The 26,056-nt window shown below is 39.0% G+C and carries 21 protein-coding genes and 2 pseudogenes; 9 read left to right on the forward strand and 14 right to left on the reverse strand.

Going from position 1 to position 26,056, the window contains the following annotated elements; translation table 11 throughout:
• Positions 1-33 precede the first annotated feature (33 nt).
• Positions 34-240, reverse strand: a complete 207-nt coding sequence (locus EKM78_RS02955) for a helix-turn-helix domain-containing protein (protein ID WP_125769100.1) — start codon at positions 238-240, stop codon at positions 34-36.
• 896 nt (positions 241-1,136) lie between these two features.
• Between EKM78_RS02955 and EKM78_RS02960 the strand changes: the two genes are divergently transcribed.
• A complete protein-coding gene (locus EKM78_RS02960) occupies positions 1,137-1,505 on the forward strand; it encodes a hypothetical protein (protein ID WP_125769103.1) in 369 nt (122 codons plus the stop codon).
• Between the two features lie 59 nt (positions 1,506-1,564).
• Here the strand turns inward: EKM78_RS02960 and EKM78_RS02965 are convergent, their stop codons facing one another.
• The 4 genes from EKM78_RS02965 to EKM78_RS02980 all read right to left on the reverse strand — a co-directional run bounded on the left by EKM78_RS02965 (position 1,565) and on the right by EKM78_RS02980 (position 6,623).
• Positions 1,565-2,329 (reverse strand): cyclase family protein, encoded by a 765-nt coding sequence (locus EKM78_RS02965; RefSeq protein ID WP_425453522.1) that lies wholly within the window; start codon positions 2,327-2,329, stop codon positions 1,565-1,567.
• Positions 2,330-2,762: 433 nt separating this feature from the next.
• A complete protein-coding gene (locus EKM78_RS02970) occupies positions 2,763-4,859 on the reverse strand; it encodes a hypothetical protein (protein ID WP_125769106.1) in 2,097 nt (698 codons plus the stop codon).
• Positions 4,860-5,181: 322 nt separating this feature from the next.
• Positions 5,182-5,742, reverse strand: a complete 561-nt coding sequence (locus EKM78_RS02975; RefSeq protein ID WP_125769109.1) for a hypothetical protein — start codon at positions 5,740-5,742, stop codon at positions 5,182-5,184.
• 74 nt (positions 5,743-5,816) lie between these two features.
• Positions 5,817-6,623, reverse strand: coding sequence for a hypothetical protein (locus EKM78_RS02980; RefSeq protein ID WP_125769112.1), 807 nt, complete (start codon positions 6,621-6,623; stop codon positions 5,817-5,819).
• A gap of 150 nt (positions 6,624-6,773) precedes the next feature.
• On the opposite strand from EKM78_RS02980, the gene EKM78_RS02985 reads away from it, so the two are divergent.
• Positions 6,774-7,640: an alpha/beta hydrolase gene (locus EKM78_RS02985; RefSeq protein ID WP_245994750.1), complete on the forward strand. Its 867-nt coding sequence runs from the start codon at positions 6,774-6,776 to the stop codon at positions 7,638-7,640.
• A 201-nt stretch (positions 7,641-7,841) separates the two neighbouring features.
• Positions 7,842-8,213: pseudogene (locus EKM78_RS12945) on the forward strand (helix-turn-helix transcriptional regulator).
• Between the two features lie 49 nt (positions 8,214-8,262).
• Here the strand turns inward: EKM78_RS12945 and map are convergent.
• From map to mmuM, 8 genes and pseudogenes are all read right to left on the reverse strand, one after another.
• Positions 8,263-9,096 (reverse strand): type I methionyl aminopeptidase, encoded by an 834-nt coding sequence (gene map, locus EKM78_RS02995; RefSeq protein WP_125769114.1) that lies wholly within the window; start codon positions 9,094-9,096, stop codon positions 8,263-8,265.
• Between the two features lie 577 nt (positions 9,097-9,673).
• Positions 9,674-10,324, reverse strand: coding sequence for a nitroreductase family protein (locus EKM78_RS03000; RefSeq protein ID WP_125769117.1), 651 nt, complete (start codon positions 10,322-10,324; stop codon positions 9,674-9,676).
• A 172-nt stretch (positions 10,325-10,496) separates the two neighbouring features.
• Positions 10,497-10,919, reverse strand: coding sequence for a MarR family winged helix-turn-helix transcriptional regulator (locus EKM78_RS03005; RefSeq protein ID WP_125769120.1), 423 nt, complete (start codon positions 10,917-10,919; stop codon positions 10,497-10,499).
• An 86-nt stretch (positions 10,920-11,005) separates the two neighbouring features.
• A pseudogene (locus tag EKM78_RS03010) lies at positions 11,006-12,607 on the reverse strand (cation:proton antiporter).
• 162 nt (positions 12,608-12,769) lie between these two features.
• Positions 12,770-14,062, reverse strand: a complete 1,293-nt coding sequence (locus EKM78_RS03015; RefSeq protein ID WP_125769123.1) for a dicarboxylate/amino acid:cation symporter — start codon at positions 14,060-14,062, stop codon at positions 12,770-12,772.
• Between the two features lie 437 nt (positions 14,063-14,499).
• A complete protein-coding gene (locus tag EKM78_RS03020; RefSeq protein WP_125769126.1) occupies positions 14,500-14,847 on the reverse strand; it encodes a DUF6290 family protein in 348 nt (115 codons plus the stop codon).
• The gene (locus EKM78_RS03025; protein WP_125769129.1) at positions 14,837-16,258 is read right to left on the reverse strand and encodes an NAD-dependent succinate-semialdehyde dehydrogenase; all 1,422 of its coding nucleotides are present in this window, start codon (positions 16,256-16,258) and stop codon (positions 14,837-14,839) included. Before EKM78_RS03025 ends, EKM78_RS03020 begins: the two co-directional genes overlap by 11 nt.
• A 719-nt stretch (positions 16,259-16,977) precedes the next feature.
• Positions 16,978-17,931 (reverse strand): homocysteine S-methyltransferase, encoded by a 954-nt coding sequence (mmuM, locus tag EKM78_RS03030; RefSeq protein WP_125769132.1) that lies wholly within the window; start codon positions 17,929-17,931, stop codon positions 16,978-16,980.
• 162 nt (positions 17,932-18,093) lie between these two features.
• Between mmuM and EKM78_RS03035 the strand changes: the two genes are divergently transcribed.
• A complete protein-coding gene (locus EKM78_RS03035) occupies positions 18,094-19,452 on the forward strand; it encodes an amino acid permease (RefSeq protein ID WP_125769214.1) in 1,359 nt (452 codons plus the stop codon).
• Positions 19,453-19,500: 48 nt separating this feature from the next.
• Here the strand turns inward: EKM78_RS03035 and EKM78_RS03040 are convergent, their stop codons facing one another.
• A complete protein-coding gene (locus EKM78_RS03040; RefSeq protein ID WP_125769135.1) occupies positions 19,501-19,782 on the reverse strand; it encodes a putative quinol monooxygenase in 282 nt (93 codons plus the stop codon).
• 485 nt (positions 19,783-20,267) lie between these two features.
• Between EKM78_RS03040 and EKM78_RS03045 the strand changes: the two genes are divergently transcribed.
• The 5 genes from EKM78_RS03045 to EKM78_RS03065 all read left to right on the forward strand — a co-directional run bounded on the left by EKM78_RS03045 (position 20,268) and on the right by EKM78_RS03065 (position 26,036).
• Positions 20,268-21,203, forward strand: coding sequence for a DMT family transporter (locus tag EKM78_RS03045; protein WP_125769138.1), 936 nt, complete (start codon positions 20,268-20,270; stop codon positions 21,201-21,203).
• A gap of 227 nt (positions 21,204-21,430) precedes the next feature.
• Complete coding sequence (locus EKM78_RS03050) at positions 21,431-22,801, forward strand: Na+/H+ antiporter NhaC family protein (protein ID WP_125769141.1); 1,371 nt, start codon at positions 21,431-21,433, stop codon at positions 22,799-22,801.
• Positions 22,802-22,870: 69 nt separating this feature from the next.
• A complete protein-coding gene (locus EKM78_RS03055; protein WP_125769144.1) occupies positions 22,871-24,001 on the forward strand; it encodes an acyl-CoA dehydrogenase family protein in 1,131 nt (376 codons plus the stop codon).
• 40 nt (positions 24,002-24,041) lie between these two features.
• Complete coding sequence (locus EKM78_RS03060; RefSeq protein ID WP_125769147.1) at positions 24,042-24,854, forward strand: phosphate/phosphite/phosphonate ABC transporter substrate-binding protein; 813 nt, start codon at positions 24,042-24,044, stop codon at positions 24,852-24,854.
• Positions 24,855-24,866: 12 nt separating this feature from the next.
• Positions 24,867-26,036, forward strand: a complete 1,170-nt coding sequence (locus tag EKM78_RS03065) for a cobalamin-independent methionine synthase II family protein (RefSeq protein WP_125769150.1) — start codon at positions 24,867-24,869, stop codon at positions 26,034-26,036.
• Positions 26,037-26,056: the final 20 nt, after the last annotated feature.

A 26,056-nucleotide genomic window follows, 5' to 3' on the forward strand; every position in this document is an offset into this window, starting at 1 on the left:
TGACTCATGAATAGAAAGTGTTGATTGCGCTGATTAAAAAGTAGATTTCATTGAATCTAACAATTCCACTATTGAAACATTGTAAATATTTGCTAAATCGATTAATTTATCAGAATCCGGAAACGACCTACTATTTTCCCAATAAGACACAGACTGTCTACTTATGTTCAAGGCATCCGCAACTTGACTTTGAGATAATAAGGTTTGTTTTCTTAATAGTGCTAATTTATTATTTTTCATTAGAATCTACCTCACTGCTCTTTTCGCCTTTATTTTCAAAATAAATAATAATAATAAATATTATGATATTTATTTGAAAAGCATAAGGGATTGTTAGCCAAAAAAATATCAAAAAAAGAATAAGAATCAAATATATAAGATATTTGTTATCCTTAAATTTGAATGAAATCATATTTATGAATTTTCGATAGAAAAGGGATCTTTTAAAAATCAATATTACGAATACGGCAGCAATATAAAAAAAAGGTGATAATTGAATCAATGAATTCATTTTTTACCTCCCCCATTCCTTTTTTATGACTTGTTAATGAACTAAGTGAAGAAACTAATTCTTTAATTATTTTTTAACTCCTCCCTCTTTAATTATTTAAAACACCCAATAATTATGATGTTTGATACAAATTTTATCATTCACTAATTGTTTTATCTATAATTAATATCATTTATTAGTAAATAATTTTTCATTTATTGACATATAGCAAAAATATTTATCAAAAAATTCTCTCATAACATTTTTTTAGTTGTTAAAAACATATTAATTTGCAATATAAAATGGCAATTAATATCATCACGCTTTCGCAATAAAATAATTGCAACAATAATATTTTTTTAATTTATAGAATTCATTATGTAATTCGTAATATTGTTAAAATGCTACACAAAATACATACAGCACGATACTACTTTCGGCAGAATCATTTTTTGATTAGAAACGAATTCGAGAAAATGTTAAATTTCGATAAACGTATGTGATCGAGGACAGTTCCTCAGAAACTTATTCATTCATTTATATTCATCATCATTAGATATATAATTATTAAATGTTACTTTTTCTGCATCAGTACTTCTATTCTTTGTCATTTAGGTCAAATTGATTCAGAATAGAGATGAAGATGTTGAAAAAATTCGATTATTCAACTTTGAACAATTTAGAGATCACTCCTGAAATGATGAAAAAAATAATGGAAATATCCAAATTGATTAGTCAACATAGTGCTTATAAGAGTGCAGAAAATCATACATCAACTCGATTAGTTGAAGTGACAAAAACTCATCCCCATGTTGAGAAATTCACCGTGGATACATTGACATTACAAAACCTCCAAAATAAATTAAGATCTTTGAAGAAAGGCGATTTACTCAAACTAATTCCTGAATATAGTCAAATTATAATTGAAAGATCTTTGAACAAACTTTTGAAAAAATCCCAAATAGAAAAAATTGGCGGTAGAAAATCTACCAAATACATTTTGAAATGGGAGTGAACTCAAAAACCCCTTGGCAATCGTAAAAATTACCAAGGGGTTTTGCTATAAACAGAATTCTATTTAGGAAGAATTGCAAAAGCACGCACGGGAAATCCTGGTGCATTTTCTGGTTTTGCGACCGAAATAAAGATCTCAGCACCTGTTGCGGGCAATAGATCTAGGTTGTCTAGCAACTCAACTTGATAGTGGTCGTGCGTTAAAACGTAATATTCACCAACAAGGCCATTTTCTTGTTTAACCGCCGTATCAGTATCAAAGGTTTCATGACCGTTAGCAATGATTCCACGTTGTTCATAGAGAAATTTAAGAGCTTCTAGATCCCAACCTGGATAATGTGCCTGTCCTTGCTCATCGATATTCTCAAATTTTTCCTGACTTGGCCAACGCTTCGACCAATCGGTCCGTAAAGCCACAAATGTACCTGCAGGGATCTTGCCGTGAGTCTTTTCCCAGTTCTTGATATCGTCCACAGAAAGTGAGGCGTCAGGACTTTTGGCAACTGCTTTAGTATTATCGATGACGATCAAAGGCAATACTAGATCCTTGAGTTCAAGATCCTCAACATAAACGTCGCTATGTGGGTCAAAATGGATCGGTGAATCGATGTGTGTACCGAATTGACCAGGGAAAGTATATTCTTTGACGAAAAAGCCATCGTCATGAGTAAATGTTGTTTTAAATTTTGGCTTAGCAAAAGCTGGGAATCTTGGACTATCAGGTCCAAAAGTATGGGTCAGATCGACCCACTTCAAAGCTTTCAATTTCTCAACATCTTTTTGTAGTTCACTTGTTGCGGATTTCGCATTGTTTTCGACCATCATTACATCTCCCTTAATTTAACTAGGTAAAGTAAACATGAGATTCCGGTTAAGACTGATTCGATCTTTTTCAGAGACCAACTGCGCCAGCATATTGACACTAACTTTAGCCAACGGATACCTATTCATGAAAATTACCTAGTAGTTAGATTGCCCATAGTCTATAACCAGGGCGAGTTTGGGTCAATACCAAAATTACTGGTCCTGTACTCAAATGGTTAAACAGAAATATCACTCATGACTGGTGCCTGTCATCAGAGCAGAATAAAAAGCAAATACTACTAAATAATCTCTGCATGACTGCATTTGTTTTCATGAAAATAAATATGGATTTAAGCGAATTACTTTTTCTAATAATGCATTCTAGACAGGATTGAACAACTAATTTTTTGTAACCAAAAAAAGCTCCCAGGTAAATATTCTGAGAGCTTTATATTTATTTTTTACGAGTAAAAATAGTGACGACATCTGGATGCTCAAACCAAGTTACAACCAGGATCACGATCATGAACAAAGCTGCATTGACGACAACGATGGTAGCAGCGTTATATGATTTTGGAGCTGATTTTCCAATAGTTTTAACAGGATCATCAGGAACACGTTGAGCATACCATCTTAAATTCAGCTCTGGATATGGCAAAATTTTACCTGAATCAGCTGAATAGCTCATCGGTCCTGCCAAATATTTCACCGATTTTTTGCCGTCGTTTGCGATCGAGACGTGAAGATCTTGCGATTTAGTCAATGGATAGTCGATCTGTCGGATAGATTTAGCGTTGTCCGTTACCTTCATCAAATGCTTAGCTTCATCATGAACATTTATTGTAACGATCCCATCTGACTTGGTGTACAGATCCAAGTGATTAGCTGCATGTTTTTGTAATGGAACACTAAATTCGAACTTTTCGCGCGGTTTGATCTGCAAATAATGGCGATTAAAATAATTTCCTATCCCCTGCATACTGATGGGACGTGGTTCAGTTTCAGTATAGAAGACTGTCTGAACGACACTCAAAGTGCAAAACAATACTCCTGCCGCCATCAACCCACTGATAGCGACTTTTTTAGAAGTCGACAAGGCAAACTGTGGTGCCGTCGACCATCCTAAGGTTCCTAACAGAGCAATGATCGGAAAGATCGGCAAGGCGTATCGTGGTTCGACTTCCCAGAAAAAGACGTGAAAAGAAGTCAAACCTAAGATGAACAAACTCAAGAAAGCAATCGTCAATAAGTTTTGACGTTGCTTAAACAATTGCCAGATAGCCCCACACAATAAGGCTAAATACCAACATTGCGAGACTAGTAAGGACCAGAAACGAGAAAAAGTTTGATGTCCCATGTAAATCGAGGGCGCCTTGACCCACTGGCGATTCAAATTTACAGCATCAAAATCACCGTGACTAAGAAAGACTCCGAGTTTTTCATTAAAGTGAAGCAAGAGTCCAACTGGTCCGAGCTCCTTGATCCGGTTGATCAAGCGATCGTTAGCAAGCTGCTTTTTCTGTTGGGCAGTTTTTGCATCATGGATCTGATCAAAATCTTGTCCACTATACTGCCCTTGCCTGTCAGGATTAAAACTCATTGAGATCCAACTAGTTACAGGAACGGCTTGGTTGGGATCTTTGACATATCCACTTTTTGAAGCTGCTGTATGAGCAAGCATGAAAAACATAGCCGTCATCGCTAAACTGCCGACTAACCAAGAGACTGTTTGTTTCCAGCCTACTTTTTTCAAAATAGTGGCAAGCACTAAAATGATAAAAATAGCGATCCATAAGACGACCAGATTGCTCTTCATTAAAATCGAAAAAGCTACTAAAACCATTACTAACAAGGCACTAATATATTTTATAACGCCGTTATTGTTCTTGATGCTAATCCCTAGCGCTAGGACATCCAAGACTACCGGCATGATCAAGGGGTCGTTGTATGAAAACAATCCATAACTATAAACTGGCAAACTGATCAGCCACGTGAACATAAAGAATGCCCCGACCGGACGCAACTTTTTCCAGCTTTTTAAGATGTACAATCCTGCGACTAATCCTGTATCGATCCAAATAAAACGTAGGATATTCAAGTAGATCCATGGATCTAAAATACCAATCTTCAAAAAAGGCTTGATCATTGCAGCCTGAAACAAAGCGGTATTAACGTTATTTGGATAAACTTTAAAATAATCGGCCCAAGTTTGGCTTCCTTGAGCTAGAGCTATTGCTTGCTCCCGCACAAAATATGAGTCGGCACGGGCAATAGTAACGAAATTAAAAGCAACCCAGACTTGCGTGATAACGATCAAAATCCCTAAAATTATCAAGGTCCAGCGATAGACTTTAGGAGACATCAATGCAATAGCCTTGCGGATTCCACTGATGATGATCAACAAACCAATGGTCACGATGACCAATACTGGCGTCTGGACCCAATCTTCTCGATTTAAAAATGCTTGCGGCATTAGTCCAGCAAAAATCAATACCAAGGTAAATAGTACGCCTGCTAACCAATTGATACCGATCAAAATTTTATTATTCATAATTATCCTCATTAACAGGAGATGAATTTAAAAAATCATTTTCATTCAAAGAAAAACTTTTGAAAACTAAGTCTATCTTTTCATTTATAGTTTACTCAAACTTATCGATTTTGGAAAATAAAAATTATTAATGCTAAGAAATTGTTAGTACGTACCTCTTTTGATCTACTGAAGCCATAAAAAAATAAGTAAGGAGTTATCCCTACTTGTTTTGCTATGATTATTTAGTTTTTTAGTATTTCATATCGCCGTTACGATCGATAATGACTTATTTGCTGGTAATAATTAGCCTCACTTTTAAAAAAACTACGTTCAAGCCTTCTTAGTCATCAACGTCATTGGTTGTATCGCTGTTAACAGTACTTGCAGCCGAGTTATCAGTCGATGTTTGGCTTTGACTATTCGTGGTTTTCTCAACGTTAAAAGCTGGTTTAGCCACGATATTTTTACTATCGATGTACTCAACCGTTAACTTTCCACTATTCAACGTGTCTGCTGTAACATCTTCGAACAATTCGTCGATCGTCGCTTGTTGGCCTGCTTTGACGGTCACCTTATCGTCTTCATCAGACGTGGCAGTTTGAACGCCAGCAACTAACAAGTTAAATTGCATGGGATCGAATGAAATCGCCTTTTTAGTATTATTCTTGATAGTCATCGAAACATCGTAATCAGTATCATCATTGTCTTTGCTCGTGGACAAATCAAATTTGACTAGTTTCTTATCGCTCTTACTCAAATCTTGATACTCGACAACTGTATCCTGCTTTTGGGTCGAGCTTTGCTGACTTGAGTTACTGCTGTTGGAACTAGAATTATTGGTGCCACAACCAGTTAAAACTAGTACCGAAGCTGCAGTTAATGCTAAAAGTGTTTTTTTCATGGTCATCCCCTCCTGTTTAACCAAATAATATCATGAAAAAATTATTTAGTACTAATTTTTTGATATCAGGATATTTATGGTTTTACAGGACCACCATTTTGTTCAGCGTGTAACATCTCATCATAGGTAGTTGTTCCGTTACTGTCTGCCGTTGTGTCTCCGGCATATGAAACGAATCCAATGCTTTCACCACTATCGGTATCGTTGATTTGCCAGCCACCGTTAGTTTCTGTGGCATCTATATATCCACCCCAGCTACCAGTTGCTCTTCTAAACAAGTCAGCAGCTTGATCAGCCCGTTTAACGACTCGATTGTCTTGTGGTGCTTGGTTCGTCGAACTAGTAGCAGCAGTTTCTTGGCTATCGTTACTACTATTCGTTGTCTCAGCAGTTTCATCGCTAGCTGAATCGGTCGTTATATTAAAACTAGGTTTTGCGACGATATTTTTCTTATTGATGTATTCGACGGTTATGTTTTCGCCATTCAAGACATCAGCTGAAACGTCTTCAAACAACTCGTCGATAGTGATCTGTTGAACAGCTTTTACCGTCACCTTGTCATCTTCATCAGACGTTGCCCGTTGCACGCCATCAACTAATAGACTGAATTGCGTGGGATCGAAGGAAACATTTTTCTTCGACTTATTGTTGATCGTCATTGAAACATCATAGTTGTTATCGTCCTTATCCTTTACCGAAGTAAGGTCAAATTTAATTTTTTTCTTATCGCTTGAACTTAGCTTCTGGTAATCCGTATTTTCCTTTTTAACGGACGTTTGCGAACTGGAGCTACTACTACTGTTGGAACTAGAGTTATTAGCTCCACAACCTGCTAAAACTAGCAAAGATACAGAAACTAGTGCTACTAATGATTTTTTCATGTGTAAATCCCCCCCTATGATTTAATGATAGTATATCACTAAATATAAATATATTTATATTTAAAATTGACTGAATTTTTCGAAACCTTTTAAGTTCTTTTTACTTAAAAAAGTTGTATGCTCAATGAAAAGAACTAGGACAATATTTTCATGAAAAAGATGATAAAAATGATGAAAAATATTTCAATTTTCTTATTGTTTGTCGCTTCGATCATTACTTTTGCGGCCTGTTCAAATTCTAACGTCAGCAAGGTCTCTAAAAAGCAGGGAGCAACGATCGTCCCTACTTTATTTTTCCACGGTTATGGCAGCAGCACGAACGCCGAAGATCAAATGGCACACGCAGCCGTTAAAGCAGGCCCTGCTAAAACTATTATCAAAGCCTTGGTCAATAACAAAGGTGACGTGACTTTGAAAGGTGTCTTCCCTTCTTATGACAAACATCCTATCGTTGAAGTTGGCTTTGAAAATAACCGCAATTCCAACTATGCCGAAGATGGTAAATGGGCTCGAAATGTCGTTATCAAACTTCAAGAGGCCTATCATATCAAGAAATTCAACGTCGTCGGACATTCAATGGGAAATATGGCCATTATGTTCTACGTGCTAGACAACTATCGTGATAAGAAGCTCCCTCAATTGCAAAAGCAAGTCGATATTGCTGGTCATTTCAACGGGATCTTAGGTGTCGACGATGAGCCTAACGAAATGAAATTGAAAGCTAATGGCTTACCGATTGAAACTAACCCAACCTATGAGAAATTGACGGCGCTTCGTCAAAGTGACGCCTACAATGGTATTGCCGTCCTAAATATTTATGGGGATAAAGATGATGGTAGTCACTCTGATGGTCGCGTCAGCAATGCTTCTTCCAAATCTTTGCGCTACCTCGTCAGCAATCATGCTAAATCATATCGTGAAGAAAAGATCGTTGGTCAAGATGCTCAACACAGCCGCCTGCATGAGAATCCGCAAGTCGACAAGCTGTTGATCAATTTTCTTTGGGACAAAAAATAATAATCGTACAAAGAGATAGGATGAACTATCTCTTTTTTTGCAACCATGTATAGCTTGGTATATAAAGTTTTATGAGTGAGATTGTTACTTTTAATTGCGCAAATTGTTATTACATGATGTCAGATAGGGTCAATGATTTGCTTTTATATAACGGCGATATGTACGAATCTAAAGGTAAAGACATGCGAAGGAGAGAATGAAATGAGTGAACTATCGGACAATTTAAAAAAATACCGGAATGAACTGAACCTGACTCAAGATGATCTCGCAAAGGAATTGTTCGTAACTAGACAAGCAATTTCTAAGTGGGAGTCTGGGGAATCAACCCCTGATGTGAATAATCTGATCAAGTTGGCCGACACCTTCCATATCAGTTTGGATAACTTAATTTTAGGAAAAGACACCGATGCCTTAGTAGATTCAGAGTAGTTTGTCTTTGATCCACGAAAAAAACGTTATGTCAGAAGATATGGAAAAATGAACTTCTGGGATTTTCTAGCTAAGTATTGGTGGACAATCATAATTATTTTAGGAGTATTATCAATACTATTCCCATTACACTACTACGGTTAAAATTTTACATACTAAAAAAGCAGACACTGTTGTCTGCTTTTTGCTAGTTCTAATAATTATTATCTTTGATATATTGTTGTGCCCAAGCGAGCATTTTGGCATCCTCGTAGGCATCTTGTGAGGTTAAGATCTTCGGACCGTCATCAGTGATGGCAATAGTGTGTTCATATTGAGCTGACCAGCTGCCATCTTTTGAGACGTAATAGATCCATGGATCATTTTTGTCCTTCAAAGTATGATCCTTGATCCCCCAAGTTCCTTCATTGATCATTGGTTCAATGGTGATCGTCATGCCAGCTTTGAGACGGAGTCCCTTGCCTTTTTGACCATAGTGGAAAACGTCTGGTTTTTCGTGCATCGTTGGTTGGATACCATGTCCGATCAAGTCACGCACGTCACCGTAATCATGCTTGTTTTCGGTAAAGTCCTGGATAGCAAAACCGATGTCGCCTAAGCGATTACCGACAACACTTTGGGCGATCCCTAAGTAAAGTGATTTTTTCGTAACATCCATTAAGTCTTTAGTTTCTTGGCTAACTTCACCGACAGCGTAACTCCAACATGAGTCACTTTCGTAACCATCTTTGTTGACGGTCATGTCAACTTTCACGATGTCGCCTTCTTTTAAGATCAAGTTCTTCCGCGGTGTTCCGTGGGCAACTTCATCGTTGACGTCAACACAAGTAGCGTATTTGTAGCCTTCAAAGCCTTTTTCTGAAGGTGTTGCTCCGTGTTCGTAGATGTAGTCGTTGGCAAATACTTCGATGTCGTAGGCTGATAGTCCTGGTTTGATCATGTCGCGCAATCCTAGGTGAACTCCAGCGAGGACTTTTCCTGATTCACGCATGCCTTCGATTTCTCGTTCTGATTTTAATGTGATCATGTATTTTGTTTGCTCCCTTTTTGTTTCATTGGTTTTTATTTATTTATATTGTAGAACAGTTTATGGATAAAAGGTATTTTTGGATTGGTTTACGGCTGATTTGAGGTTGTATTTTGGTTAGTGTTTTATTGCCGGTTCTGTGGGGGATTCCGGGAATTGCGCTGTGGCTTCCTTAGTTGTTCGGTGGCGTAGCCACCACCAAGAACCAGTTGCGCAAGTGCGTTAGCACTTACGTTCCTTTATTTCATGGCTGACAGCGAATTCCCTCCACCCCCCACAGAACCTAAGGTGGTATCAATCAATTTTTTTGGGGGTTGGATACGGTACTTAGTTTTTTTCTGCAAAATTGTTTTGATTAGTTTTGATGTACTTATCTTTCTTTTCAGTCTTAAGATTTTGATCAAGTTATCTATCTATTTTATCTTGATAGTGCCTTTCATCGGTTGGTATTTTGTTCCGGTTGATATTCTACTATTAATTAATTTATATGTCCCACTTTTTGAACAGCAAAAGGCGATGATTATTCCTTTTCTTTGGATTTATCATCGCCTATTTTTATTTTTTTAATTTTATTTAATTAAGCAAAATCTGTGACTTCATTTACGTCGTAGCGGACTGATTTGGTGTATTTTTCGTCTGGTTCGCCGATTGCTATTGATGTGATCGGGATGTATCTTTCTGGATCTAGGCCGAATTCTGGTACTACTTTGTCGAAGTAGTAGCCTGACATTGGGTTGGCTTCGTATCCGTGAGCTCTGGCTAATAGTAATAGTTGCATGGCTACCATGCTGCCGTCTAAGGTGGCGTCTTTTTCTAGGAAGTTGCGGTCGGCTTTTTCGTATAGTGGTAGGAAAGTGTTGAAGATTTTGTCTCTTTCTTCTGTGGTGATCTGGCCGTTTTCTGCGGCTTTGTTCCAAACGTCACGATACTTGTAGTGGGATTGGATGTCTCCCATTACGAAGATGATGGTCGAAGCTGTGTCGACTTGTGGGTAGTTGAATGGCATCATTACTTCACGTGCTTTTTGCTTGGACTCTGGCGTGTTGCAAACTACGAAATGCCATGATTGCAAGTTGCAAGCGGATGGTGCGCTGAGCGACTCTTTCAACATTTGCGTGATCTCTTCGTCGGAGATTTTCACATCTTTCTTAAATTTTCTGTATGAGTGACGGTTCAACATAATATCAGCAAAATCGTTGTTTACTAATTTCTTTTCTGTAGCATCCATAATAACTATCTCCTCAAAATTTTGTAATTTAGATAAATGATATATCAATATTTGACAAGTCAAGCATAACGCAAACGGTATAGTTTGTAAATAATTTCACAATATTTTTACGTCATTTTTGACATATAAAAAAACCTGATCATTATTAACGACCAGGTCTTGATTACTAAATTTAAAGCTCTAATTTTGTTAGCTTCGATAACAGTTCTGACAATTGTTTGATCTCTTCTGGGCTAAAAGAATCGTTGAATTTATCGACTAAAACTTTGTTTCCTGGCTCACGGCCACAGTTACCAACAGTCTCTTTAGCCATCTGTGTCAGCTCAACGACCACTTCCCGATTGTTCTCAGGATTGCGGATCCGTGTGACGTAGCCCTTATTTTCCAGCCCCTTTAAGTGACGGGAGATAGCTGACCCATTGATCTGGAGTTCCCTTTGAATATCCGTCTGGGTCATTTTTCCATGGCGGTGCAAAAAAAGCAATAAGACGTAGCGAGTCAAATTGATATTCGTTTGACCTTTGAAAATCTCTGTCATATTTAAATCAGCCATTTTTAACCGATAAAGTAAATTGATCAGCTGCTCGATCTCCATGGAAAAAACCTCCAATCACATAAATTATGTGAAACATTGAACTAGTTAAATTCATTATACATCACTTTGTCAAAGGACAAAAATTGTTATTGGCCTATTTTCTCTTCTTGCTGGGCTTCTACCGTATTAGGTTGAACGATCAGTGCTTCTGCTAACAAGACTTCATTGTATAATTCTAAGACGAAATTTTGATATTTCGCTTCTTGCTGCGTGATGGTATCCAAGTAATCACGCTCGATTTGAAAAGCGTTCATAAAAGCACGCATTTCTAGTTCCTTTTCCGGTCCAGAAAATTCAGGATGCTTAACGACATCGAGCCAAGCTTTAGTAAAATCACGTATCTTCGTCCGTTGTTTTTGGGACATCAAGTCAAATTTCACCGACTTCTTGACTCGTTCTGGCATGTACATTTTATCAACTGAAGCTAGTGCTTTTTTGACCATTTCGACCCTGATCTTATCCATTTCGTGATCGGCATCTTCGTCATCGACGTCTTTTTCCAGCAAGAACTTGAAAGCAATTGTAGGCACGATCAAGCTTAACAAGATCAAAGTACAGGCTGACATTAAGACTAAATTAAAGTCTAACGGGCGAATATTGTACTCAGCCAAAATATAAGCTAGTGCTAAAGTCACGGCCCCATGGACTCCTCATAAAGAGAAGATCCAGCCGGAGCAATTGTTCATCGAAAGCCGCATCCGAGCGTAAATATATCGAGTGAAGATTCCGATCAAGTAGATCGTGATGCCGATCCAAAGCCATTTAAAAGTCAATTTTTCAAAATCTTCGGAAACTACGATCTTGACGAACATGTAACCTAAAACGACGAAAACAATGCTATTGAACAACTCGGTTATCATTGAAACTAAGTCGAAACTTAGGTGTACTTGACGAGCATTCAATAAACGACTTCTTTGCGCCTCAGCGTTGTGGACGAGTCCAGCACAGACGACCGCTATAATACCAGAAACATGGATCAATTCTGAACAATAGTAGAGTAAAAATGGCGTTAAGATGTACAAAAAGCTTTGCGCGTTTAATGAATTGAACGACGTCCGCATCAAGACTTGTCTGAAGATAACTAAAATCCAGGCAACCGCAAAGCCAAAGACTACTCCACCGACCGCTGAACGAAGAAAGTCGATCAAAGTCTCACTATAATTGATATATCCGTTAACGTACCACAAAATAGCCATGTTCAACAAAATAATCCCGGTAGCATCATTGAACAGTGATTCCATCTTCAAAAATGTCCCCTCACTTTGGGGAACTTTCAGACCATTAGTAACAGAACTCATAGCGGTCGCATCGGTAGGCGTACTGACAGCAGCCATAATAAAAGCTAGTGGCAAGCTGACTCCAGCGATTGCCCAAACTCCGAATCCAGACAATATTAAACAAACTACTACTAAGATCACGGTAGTTTGAATGATATGCTTCAACTCTTTGCTGACTGAGTTAAGTGGCGTCTCTTGACCTTCAAAGAACAATAACGGCGCTACGATCAGACCAATGAAAATTTCCGAGTTGAACTGACTAACGTGATTGTCAATAACTGGGATCAGCACAAGGACTACTCCCGCGATCATACTGATATAGTTGACCGATATTTTGGGAACAATTTGTGCAATGAAAATACTAACAACGGCCGCAATTATCAATAAAAACGTTGATATCATCATCTCCATGTGATGGCATCCCCTCTCGTAACAACATTTTAAATATAGCACAATAATTAATAATTTATTGCAAAAAGAAAAAGCTTGATGGAATCGCTTTTTTACGCGATACTATCAAGCTTTTTTATTTCTTACCTCAGTCCCCCTAAGGTAACTTCCTCTTGCACTAAATCAGGCTGTAGCAGCAATTTTGCGCTTTTCCTCGGACTTAGTAACTAACTTAGCCGCAACCATGGAACTAGTTACGTTAGTAGTAGTTCTTGCCATATCGACGAAAGCATCGATACCGGCAAAAATACTGATCAACTCGACTGGGAGCCCTAAAGTAACGAACATGGCTGTTGCTAGCATGATCCCTCCACCTGGTACTCCCGCAGTACCAAATGAAATGATCGGGCACAAGACGATGATAACGATAGCTTGTGCCAAACTGATGTGTCCACCCATAGATTGAATGGCATAAACAGATAGAAGTGGTGGCCAAATTCCAGCACATCCTGACATCCCCATTGTCGTTCCCAACGAACCAACGAAGTTAGCAATATTTTCTGGGACGCGCGACTTCTTCGTCAAGCATTCAACGTAAAGTGGCAGAGTACCTGTACTACTTCTCGAAGAGAAGGCCATCAGTTGAGCAGGCACAATTGCTTTGAAAAAGGCGATCGGTGAAGTTTTCCCCACAAATTTGAGTAAAAGAGTGTCAGTAAAGTAAATGTGGAAGAAGCACCCGATAAATGTCAAAACAATGATCGTAACGAGCGGTGTGAGAGCTTTGTAATCACTAGTTCCCATAGTATCAGCCATCAAAAAGATAACTGAGTATGGTAATAACTTGATAATTACAGCGATGATCTTATACACGATGGCATGAGATTGATCGATGAATTTTTTGAACGTATCCATAGAACCTGCATTTTCCGATGACAGGCTAACCACGGCAATACCCACGATAATCGCAAAAAATACGACTGGGATAACTTTGCCATCGGCCATAGATTTGAACAAATTATCCGAAAATAGATCTGTTAAAACTTGAGTAAATGGTGGTACAGAAGTTGGTTTATAGCCATCTACAATACTTAGGTGACCTTCCTTTCCAATTCCTGAGATAACTGCTAACGCCATCCCCACGATCGCAGCTAACATCGTTTGGAAAAGAAGCCAAAAGACTGATTTGGCACCTATACTCTTTAATTCTGTCATTGTTTTCATTGAGTAAATGCTCTTGATCAATGAAACCAATAGCAAAGGTATTACCATCATCGAAAGAACTCGCGAATAGATAGTACCTAAAACGGCAACGTAATCGGTATGCCCCTTAAAAATTATACCGATGACAAGACCCACTAACAGTGCAACTACTGATGCAAATGTGAAATTCGATTTATTCTTTAACAAATAAATCAAATAACAGGCTAGTAGAGAGACTGCTAGAGTTAACAAACTCCATAAAACAGTATTCATAATGAAATTCCCCCCCGGATTCATATTGTGAACATTGCTCTCACCCAATTACACATGTTACAGAATTCACAATTATTTGTAAAGCGTTTTCAGGGAAATTACAATAATATTTTTCATGAATATACATTCGTGTATTCATTATCTACATGTGTTTATTTTTTGTGAACATAACGGTGTTGTTTGTTGTTTTGGTTGAAATATTGTTTTGTTCTTTGAGTGACTTGGATCGTGGTGGGATTTTGATTATTACCGATTTATATAGATTAAGTTGGCACCTTTTATTACTTTATATTGCACTTATCTATCTCAATCCTCTTCTGAATAGTAAAAACAAAAACTACATCTGTTATTGATACACCTTAAAATCATTATCGAAATATTCTTATCTGATTTCTGTACGTCTTTCATGGCATTTTTCGAGAAATCAACACGATATTTCATAGCTCAATACTCAATTTTTTTGCAACGTCTTTCACAGAATATCTACTGCCATCATCTTTCTTGGCCGCTTCTGAATAGTCTTTAAGGTCAATTAGATCTTCAATCTTTTCTGCCATAGCTTCTTCTGCGAAACTATTGAAACTTTCTCCTGTTACTTCTAAGTATTGATCGATTGCCTTGCTTAAATCTTCATTCATTCTTAGTGACTTTCTTTTTGCCGTCATAGTTGATACCACCCTTTTTTTAATATCGATGTGACACACTTCTAACATGATGACGATAAAAAAAGAGATATCGCAAATTTGGATATCTCTTTCTGAATCTAAATTATTTTTATTTCCCATTAAATACAGCCAAACCACCAGCTGGATTGTTCCAGTCAGGTTCTTGTGCTGTGACGATCAATTTTTCGTTTGTGAAGGCATTGAGTCCTAATTGACTCAATTCACGTCCGTAACCTGATCCTTTGACACCACCGAATGGTAATTCTGGTAGTGATACTAAGAAGGAGTTTACGAAGACCATTCCTGTTTCGATTTTTTCAGCAACGGCTTTTCCGTGTTGAGCATCTTCTGAGACGACGATCCCACCTAAACCTAGTTCTGAATCGTTAGCTAGATCGATGGCTTCTTGATCTGAGCCTACTTTGAATACTTGGGCTACTGGTCCAAACATTTCGTCGTAAAATTCGGGGTTGTCTTTGTCGATATCTGTCAAGATCGTTGGTTGTAAGAATTGTCCTGGCAAGTCGACTGGTTCGTTTCCGTAATAGACTTTGGCGCCACCAGCAACAGCTTTGTCGATCTGTCCTTGAAGTTTTTCTTTAGCACGCTTGGAGTTCATTGGTGCGATAGTTGTCTTAGGATCCATTGGATCACCAGGGACTAATTTTTCAAAGTTAGCTTTGAGTTTCTTCAAAAATTCGTCGTACAAGTTGTCAGCAACGATAAATCTCTTGTCTGATGTACATACTTGTCCTGCATTGTAGATACGGACTCTCCAAGCTAAGTCTACAGCTTTGTCGACGTCTGCGTCTGAGAGGACGACAAAGGCATCTGAGCCACCTAGCTCCATGGAGTTCTTCTTCAAATTCTTACCGGCATTTTCGGCAACGGATTGACCACCACGTTTTGAACCTGTCAAAGCAACACCTTGAACACGTGGGTCAGCAATGATCTCAGACACTTGGTCGTAACTTGCAAACAAATTAGTCAATGAGCCAGCTGCAGCGCCAGAATCCTTAACGATTTTTTCAAATGCTTCAGCTGAACCAGGCGTATTTGAAGCATGCTTCAAGATCATCGGATTTCCGACCATGAAGTTAGGGGCAAACACACGCATGATCTGGTAGTAAGGGAAATTCCAAGGTTCAACCATCATCAAGACACCAGTCGATTGATGATAGATCTCAGCATCTCCTGTATTACGTGAAGAAATTGGTGTTGGTTTAAGCATTTCGGCACCATTGTCAGCATAATAGTCGGCAATAATGGCACATAATTCGACCTCACCTTTCGATTCTGCGTACAATTTACCCATATCTGTTGTGGCGATCTTTGCTAATTCATCCTCGTTTTTTCTCAAGAGATCAGCAATCTTGTGCAAGGCATCCGCACGACTTGCAGCCGGTTCATCTCTCCATTTCTTATACAATGCATATCCAGTGCTCAATGCCTTCTCGATATCATCAGCAGTAGCACTCGGGTATTCCTTTACAAGTTCATTGTTATAAGGATTAACTGTCTTATAAGCCATACTCTTTCCTCCTAATTTCCTAACCAAAATAAAACAATATTAGTCATTTAAAAAATTACATAGTTATTCTAAATCAACAAATATTTTGTTTACAAACATTTCAACTCAAACGCTTTCATTTGTCAATCAGTTTGATTAGAAAAAAATTCAAAAAATAAACCGTTTTCACATTTAAGGTGCTTACAAAAGGTGATATAACAACGTTATTAGCGTATATACCAATTAAAAAATATTTTGTGAAATATTTTAAATTTAAGTTTTTCTTTAGCTTTAAAGTGGGCTATACATCTTCACAATTGAGCAATAGCGATAATATACCATTGTTAGAAAAAAACTACTTTTTATACTATTTTATGATGAAAAATAAGCTTATATCGATGATCATCTTTCATTTTTGGTATAAAGACAAATCAAAAAGAGAAAATCCCTTTTCTTGCGTAATATTTAATAGGAATATAAAGAGAGTGGAAGAAGATGACCAGCTGCTGAGGATTTAGGGACTAGCAGCACCAAAGTGCTGCGAAGCAGTGCTTGCTGATAGTTGCTAAACCGGAGGCCGCTATCTTCTGCAACTCGTTTCCACAAAAAATGGCATCCATAAGGATGCCATCAAGTTTGATTGTTTAATTTATTTTGAAATTGTTTCACATGGAACATATTGTGGGAACGTATGGTCAAAATACTAGATATTGTATTGGAAATGTTTCCATAACCAATTACTAGTTCTTATTAATGAAACTCGCGATCGACTTTATATCTGCCGGTGTTGTCCGACAGCATCCCCCGATCAAATCTGCTCCATCAGCCAACCATTGTGGTGTCAATTCGGCAAAATCATCTTTGTGCTGTGTTTTCGTCCACGTCTTAGTAGCTGGATCATAAATATCCCCATTATTAGGATACACAATGATCGGCTTGCTTGTGACTGCCCGAATGTTTTTTACCGCCTGATCGATATTTTCCAACGTGGTGCAATTGACTCCGATGGCAGCGATTTGATCAAATACATTGAAGTACTTAACCGCATCTTGCAGTGGCGTTCCATCACAGAGTGTCTCTAGATCTTTAATGCTGAATGATAACCAAGCTGTCTGTTGAGGAAACTCGTGTTTCAACAAGTTCACTAAGGCCTTGCTCTCAGCAAAACTTGGCTGGGTCTCAAAGGCAAAGAGGTCCACCCCAGCTTGGTCGAGCAAGGACATTCTTGAGCGATGGAAGTCCATGAATTCTTTTTCGGTCAGCTGATAGTCACCACGATATTCACTCCCATCTGCCAAGTATGCACCGTAAGGACCGACACTTCCTGCAACGAGTGGATATTTAGCTCGTTTGTTTCGTTCATTAGCTGGTAATGAGTCGTAATATTGCTTGCGAGCTTGATCAGCTAATTGGACAGCTTTGATGATCAAATCTTGGCTAGCTTTTTTGCTCAAGCCCATTTTCATAAATTTTGCTACATTGGCTTGATAAGTGTTGGTTATTGCAATGTCTGCGCCCGCTTGAAAAAAACTTTTGTGAACGGCTAAAATTGCTTCAGGTTTTTCAATCAAAGCAGTTGCTGACCAGAGGTCATTATCAGTGTCAACGCCCATTTTCTCAAGCTCCGTTGCCATAGCGCCATCAACCACTAGTCCTGGACGTTTTTGTAAGTTTTCTGAAATCAAATCAGTCACGTTCACATCTCCTTTATTGAAATACATGTCTTGCGATATGTTTTCATCTAGTTTACAGTTATTTAATATTAAACTTTTTTAATGATATTCTAATAGGAAATTTTATGCAAGGTGAACGCTGTGGAAGAAGAAAATAAAGATCACATTAGTTTAAAAAGGAACATGGAATCGAGACATTTGTTGATGATCTCTCTCGGTGGTGTTATCGGTACTGGACTATTTCTCAGTTCTGGTTATACGATCCATGAAGCCGGACCGATCGGTACCATTCTCGCTTATGGGATCGGTGCGATCGTAGTCTATCTAGTTATGTTGTGTCTTGGTGAACTGTCAGTGGCAATGCCAGAAACGGGCTCTTTTCATGTGTATGCCGAAAAATATATTGGCCCGGGGACTGGTTTTACTGTTGCCATCCTCTACTGGCTGACTTGGACCGTAGCTTTAGGCTCTGAATTCACAGCGGCCGGTCTGATCATGCGGCAGTGGTTCCCACAATCGCCAACTTGGATCTGGAGTGCATTGTTTATGATCGTTATTTTCGTTTCCAATGCTTTATCGGTCAAATTCTTTGCGGAAACAGAATTTTGGTTTTCCAGTATCAAAGTAATAGCGATCGTTTTGTTCATCGTAGTTGGCTTCTTGGCAATTTTTGACATTATTCCGATCAAGGGATATTCACATGCACCGATGTTTACTAACTTAGTCAAAGATGGCATCTTTCCCAATGGGTTTAAAGCCGTCTTTACGACAATGTTGACTGTTAACTTTGCTTTTTCTGGGACGGAGTTGATCGGTGTGACTGCCGGCGAAACGAAGGATCCCGGCAAAAATATCCCTCGCGCGATCCACACGACTTTACTGCGCTTGGTGATTTTTTTCATTGGAAGTATCGTCGTAATGTCAGCTTTGATCCCTTGGCAAAAAGCCGGTGTCGATCAAAGTCCATTCGTTCTTGTCTTCAAAAGTATCGGCCTGCCCTTTGCGGGAGATTTGATGAATTTTGTAGTCTTAACTGCTATTTTATCCGCAGCAAATTCCGGTCTTTATGCATCAACCAGAATGCTCTGGTCTTTAGCTAACGAAGGAACGATCCCGATAAAATACGCCAAGACCAATAATCGTGGCGTGCCAATGATCGCACTTTGCTTGAGTATGCTCGGTGGTATTTTGGCCCTGATCTCAAGTGTGGTCGCTGCTTCAACTGTCTACTTAGTTTTAGTTTCAATATCAGGATTAGCCGTCGTAATAGTTTGGATGGCGATCGCCTTATCAGAGATCAACTTTAGAAAACAGTTCATTAAATCAGGTCACAAATTATCAGAATTGAAATTCAAGACGCCTTGGTATCCTGTAGTCCCTTGGTTAGCCTTCATCTTAAGCTTACTGTCGTGTGTCTTGATCGTCTTTGATCCTAATCAACGTTCGGCACTTTACTATATGATCCCCTTCCTGATCATTTGTTACGGCGTCGAGAAGCTAAATTCGCGCTCTAAAAAGAAAAAATCAGTCTCACCTGAATGAAGAGTTAGATTAAAAAAACGATACCGCTTGGTATCGTTTTTTTTACGCCTAATTATCCATTCTAATGATCTCAAGATCTTCAGCTAAATAATCGCCAATGTGATCGAGAAATTCTTTGAAGTGTGCCGTTTCATTGTGTGAATCTACTGCTGCTTGATCTTTCCAGTGTTCAATAATTTCATATTCATCCTCAGAGCCTAATTTATTGTAATGTCCATAAGAAACATTGCCAGCTTCAGCTCGTGAGCCTTGAACTAATTTGTCGATAAATGCTTCATATTCAGCTTTTTTAGCAGGATCTATTTTTAGACTAACGTTAATGATCTTCATAGGTAGTTTCTCCTCTCTAGTATCTTAACTAGTATTTTACGCTTATTTGAATGGCGTTAACTACCATAATTCGATTGTCTTAATAATTAAGATTGTGAAATAGGTCGAATATTTTTACTACTAACTAAATTTTATCTAGATTTTTTCTCGTAGACACCTTCTCCAAAATTATCATGCGATGGTCCACCTCATATTAATGATTTATCAAAATGATGGATATTTTTTGGATGGCACCCTATTCGAATACTTCTTTAAATAAAAGTGTTTTTAGCTTCTGCTTAGTCAAAAATATTTGGTACGATTAGTTTGGCGTTTATAGAAATGATCAATTAAGCAAATTTCGCCATAATAAAATACCCCACCATGTATTGTATTTCATTTCACAATGATTATACCTAGATGGGGTATAATAAGTTAAACTTATAAGTATATAAGCTGTTCTATTTATATATCATGATTAGTAAAAAATTAGAGGAGATGCTGATATGTTAATGATTCTCATTGGCGTACTCATTGGGATCGGACTACCGATGCAAACGTCGATCAACTCTCGCCTGAAACTATCTGTGGGCTCACCATTCCTAGCTTCCTTGACTTCCTTTACCCTGGGAACTATTTTTCTGGCCTTAATAACAATGATTTTGGACCACAGTCTGACTTTTTCAAAAACGATCTTTACTACTCAACCCGCTTGGATCTGGATCGGTGGCTTTTTGGGAGTTATCTATTTAACTTCCAACATCCTGCTCTTCCCTAAGCTGGGCAGCGTTCAGACAGTTATCTTCCCAATTATGGGACAAATAATCATGGGACTAGTGATCGATAGTTTTGGTCTCTTCGAGTCGCTCCACAAACCTCTGAGTCTGACGCGTTTTGTCGGTGCTTTGTTAGTGGTTGCCGGAGTTATTTGTACCGTTGCCATGGACAATATTATCCATCGAGTTCACCACCAAACGTTATCTGGACCGAATAAATCTGGACTAATGATTTGGCGAGTTGCCGGGATCATTGCCGGAATGTTAGGCGCTTCGCAGACTGCTATCAATGGACATCTGGGCGTAGTCTTGCACTCTTCAGTAAAAGCCGCATTTATTTCATTTTTCGTGGGGACTATTACTTTAATCGTCATCGTACTGATCACCCATCCCGCATTAAAATTAACTAATCCAAAATCAGGTAATCCTTGGTGGATGTGGCTTGGAGGACTTATTGGCGCGCTGTTTGTCTTCGGAAATGCTTACTTAGTTCCGATCATCGGAACCGGATTAGCCGTTGTCATCATCCTCGTCGGCCAGATGACTGGAAGCTTGTTGGTCGATCAATTTGGATTGCTTCAATCGAAGAAAAATCCAGTTTCACTAGTTCAAATAATCGGAATTTTAATTATGATCGCTGGTGTAGCAATGATTAGACTGTTTTAAATTAAAATTCTTATAATGACGTTAATAAAAATACCAACACATTAAGAATATGTGTTGGTATTTTTAATTTATTGCAAATTTTTGATTTATCTAATGGTTATTGAAGCTTGCGCTTTCATAATTATTTCTATACTGTGAAATGTGAAATATATTTCAAACAAATTTTTAAGGGGGAATTCGTGAACTTATATTTTTGCAATTGCATGTAAGCGAAAACGAGATTTTTTATGAAAAATAAATCTGCAAATTGGACTTCGATCCTGCCATTCTTGATTTTTGTGGGACTTTATCTGTTTGTCGGGATCTTCCTAACGTTTTCGGGAAATCCGAAGGGCTTCTATGCCATGCCTGCCGCAATTTCCGTGATCGTTGGAATTATTTTTGCATTTATTATCTACAAAGGCACGATCGACGAGAAATTCAACAGTTTGATCGCCGGTTGTGGTGATAACAATATCATCATCATGTGTCTGATTTTCTTATTAGCCGGGGCTTTTGGTAGTGTTACTGAAAAAATTGGCGGCGTTGAATCAACCGTTAATTTAGGACTTCGTTTAGTACCTAGCCAATTTATCGTTCCTGGTATGTTCTTGATAGCTTGCTTCGTTTGCTTGGCCATCGGTACAAGCATGGGAACGATCGCAACTATCGGTCCGATCTGCATTACTTTGGCAGCAAAAACTGGGATCGACCCAGCATTGCTTTTGGGGGCTCTGCTAGGTGGCGCAATGTTTGGCAACAACATGTCGATCATTGCCGATACTGGTATTGCTATCACAAGGATCTTAGATGTTTCGATCAAGGAAAAATTCAAAGTCAACATCAAAACGACTGGGTTAGCCGTGATCGGCACTGTAATTCTGTATTTTTTCTTTGGTAACACTGGAGCCACAACGATCACCGATATCGGTGGCTACAATCTAATCAAGATCTTGCCTTACATTGCTGTTTTAGTGATCTCACTAATGGGCGTCAACGTCTTCGTAGTCTTAACTCTCGGTATCATTTTAGCGGGCGGTATCGGTGTTTACTACGGCGACTTCTCGATCTTAGGTTTTACTAGCAGCGTTCAGGCCGGATTTTTAAACATGTTCGATGTCTTGATCTTCTCGCTCTTGATCGGTGGTCTAGCTGCCATGGTCAAGGATGCAGGCGGGATCGAATGGCTCAACATCAAGCTTCGAAAGATAATCGTTGGTCGTAAATCGGCTCAATTTGTTTCAATGCTGTTACCAGGAGCAGTCGATGCTTCACTAGCTAACGACACTGTGACTTGTGTGGTAACTGGTCCGATCGTCAAAGATATTTCTGATGATTACCAGATCGATCGGCGCAAGTCCGCCTCACTCATGCACACGACCGTCTGTGTCCTGCAAAGTATCTTGCCTTATGGGGCTCAGATATTGCTAGCAACGAGTTTGACATCCGGAAAAGTTTCGCCGATCGCAATAATTCCATTCTTATGGTACGGCTTTTTAGCATTAGGAATTTCTATCATAACGATTTTCATTCCATCGAAAACTTCTATTAATGATAGTGTAAATGAAAAGAACATCAATGATATTCATGAAAATGAACTAAAACCAAATTTGCAATAAAAAAAATTCTTAAATTAAACGCTTTCATTTTTTGATTAAATTTAGTTAAGAATCGCGGGGGAAAATAAAATGACACACAATTACTACGAGGAAGCTAAAAAATTTGGGGAAAAATATCTCAAACCTTATGCAGCCGATATCGATGAAAAAGGACGTTTTCCTAGTGAATCGATCAAAGCTTTACGTGAAAATGGCTATTTTGGATTAGTCATCCCTAAAGAATACGGTGGCCAAGGCTTAGGCGTCGAAGAACACGCTCAAGTATGTACGGGATTGGCTGAAAGCTGTGCTAGTGCCTCACTTTGCTACATGATGAGTAACGTTGGTGCTTACTGCTTATCACTTTATGCATCAGAAGAATTGAAAAAAGAAGTGCTACCTAAAGTGGCCTCTGGGGAAGCTATTTTAGGACTTGCTTACAGTGAATCAGGTACCGGTACTCACTTCTACCTTCCTGAAATGAAAGAGGACACACAAGACGGCTACGGTATCTTGAATGGTCGTAAGAGTTTCGTTACGACAGCTAGAGAGGCCGACTATTACTTGACGATCGCTCATTCAGAAAAAGAAGACGCCAATAATCTTTGGCTAGTACCTAAAGATGCTAATGGCATGTCCTTTGAAGGTTACTGGGACGGCGTTGGCCTGCGAGGAAACTGCTCTGTGCCAATGGTGCTTGACAATACTAAAGTCGACAACTTCTACAAGATCGAAGGAAATGGCGACGGTGATCGCTTGATCTTTATCGTGGGACTTGCTTCAGCTTGTGCTGGTATCTCAATGAGTATCGCAAACGAAACAGCTAAATACGTTAAGAGCAGAACTTACTCTAGCGGAAAAGCTTTAGGTGACATTGAATCCGTTGAAACAGGCTTAGCTAACCTTTACAGCAAAGCTTATGCAGCTCGTGAAACATTATTTTCTGCTGCTCAAAGTGTCGATGATAACGACGATGATGCCTTCCAAAACGCCATCGCTGCCCGTGTCAACTCAACGAGAGCTGCTGTTGAAAATGGTTCCGAAGGAATGAAACTATTCGGAGGTATCGGTTACGTTCGCGACAAACAACCAATGGAACGACTAATGAGAGATTCCCTAGCCGGCCAGGTAATGGCCCCAGGAATCGATGTTTTACGGATCTGGTTAGGAAGATTATTAGTTGAATTGCCTTACATGAGAGATGATCAAGGCGCAAATTAAAAATTATTTTTAGGAAACAAAATTAGGGGGAAATTTTAAAATGAGTAAAGAAACAATCAAATTAGGTGCCGTAGTCTATTCACCATCAGTTACAGTCGTATGGGACATTATCAAGAAATATTTTGCAACGCAAGACGTCGATCTAGAATGCGTCTTCTTCAAGAACTATCGTGAACAAGTTAAAGCCTTAGTAGCTGGCGATATCGACGTAGCTTGGAACTCGCCACTAGCTCAAGTAGAAGCTGATATCAAATCAAATCACACTTGTGGCTACAGTTACATGCGTGATACTGACTTAGACCGCAAGAGTACTTTCTTAGTTAAAAAAGACAGTGGTATCAAAGGACTTGCAGACTTCAAAGGCAAGACGATCGGCTTCGGTGCCATCGATTCACCACAAGCACGTCTCATCCCATTGGAATATCTTCACGAAAACGGCCTCGAATCTGGCAAAGATTTCACTGAAAAAACATTCGATGTTGATGTCGGCTTAGACGGCGATCACGTTGGTGGTGAAGTCGATGCCCTTCAAGCACTCAAAGATGGCAAAATTGATATCTCAGTTACCACTGAGATCAACCGTGAAAACTGGACTAAAGATGGTACTATCGACGCCAACCAAATCGTCGTAGCAGCTTTAACAGGTCTTTATGACCACTGCATTTTCACAACACGACCAAACTTCCCTGAAAACTTGAAGAAAGACTTCGAAGATGGCTTAGCCAAAATGGATTACAATAATCCAGAGCACAAAGAAATGATGGATCTCGAAGGTCTCAAAAAATGGGTCCCAGGTAGAACAAGTGGCTTCAAACTACTTGAAAATGCCGTCGACTACTTGAATTTCTTTTAAGAGGTAATAAATATGCAAAAAACTTATCCACTTTTTCCGACCTCTTTGATCGGAAGTTGGCCGAGAAGCCGCGAAGTCTTACTAGCACAACGTCAGCACCGCAATGGCAAAATGTCAGACCAAGAATTCAATGATCTGATCGAAAGAGAAACCGCTAGGATCATCAAGATCCAAGAAGATGAAGGCCTAGATTTCATCGTCTCCGGCGAACTTTCGCGTGACAACTATTGTTCATTTGTAGCTGATAGGATCGGTGGAGTCGAGCTCCTATCAATGAATGACGTAGTTGACTACATTGCCGACAAGCAATCTTTTGAAGACATCCTAGACGTCCTAGACGTCCCTTCGATCGCCATCAGAAATGCTATCTGTACTGGCAAATTAGAATATCATCCCATCGCAGTAAACGAATTAAAGCTATTGAAAAAATATACCGACAAACCAGTCAAAATAACGCTCCCTGGACCTTATTTAATGACTCGTTCAATGTGGTTAGCAAAACTTTCAAAAAAGGCTTACAGCAGCAAAGAAGAGCTCGGACAAGACGTCGTCAAGATCTTGCAACAAGAGATCGACAACCTCCAAGAATTAGGAGTAGACGTCGTCCAATTTGACGAGCCAGTACTGACCGAAGTAGTCTTCACCGAAGGAAAAACTAGATCCTTCATGTGTGCAGCATTAGCTGAGAAAAAAGATCCCCACGACGAACTAGAATTCGCCAAATCACTATTAAAACCAGTGATGGATCACGTGGACCGCAGAAAATCATATGCCTCCCTTCACGTCTGTCGTGGAAACTGGAGCAATGACGAAAGCATCCTACTATCAGGAGCCTACACACCACTACTAGACCTCTTCGAATACGTCGACCCTGACATCTTGACACTAGAATATTCCACTCCAAGAGCCGGAGACTTCAGCACCTTAATGGCCTCCAAGCAGATCCGAGAAAATGACATTATCGGATTAGGAGTAGAAAATCCTAGATTGCATCAAGCAGAATCAGTCGATTTTATTACTGACAAAGTCAAAGAAGCCTTAGAATACCTACCACCAGAAAGGATCTTCTTAAATCCCGACTGCGGCTTTGCAACATTTGCCAACCGTCCGGTCAACCAAGAAGAATTCATCGTCAACAAGATCCATTCGCTAGTAGAAGCATCGAAAAACTCAAAGAAGTAACAGTCACTGATTAGAGGGAA

This window comes from Companilactobacillus furfuricola (assembly GCF_003946325.1).
GTDB lineage: Bacteria > Bacillota > Bacilli > Lactobacillales > Lactobacillaceae > Companilactobacillus > Companilactobacillus furfuricola.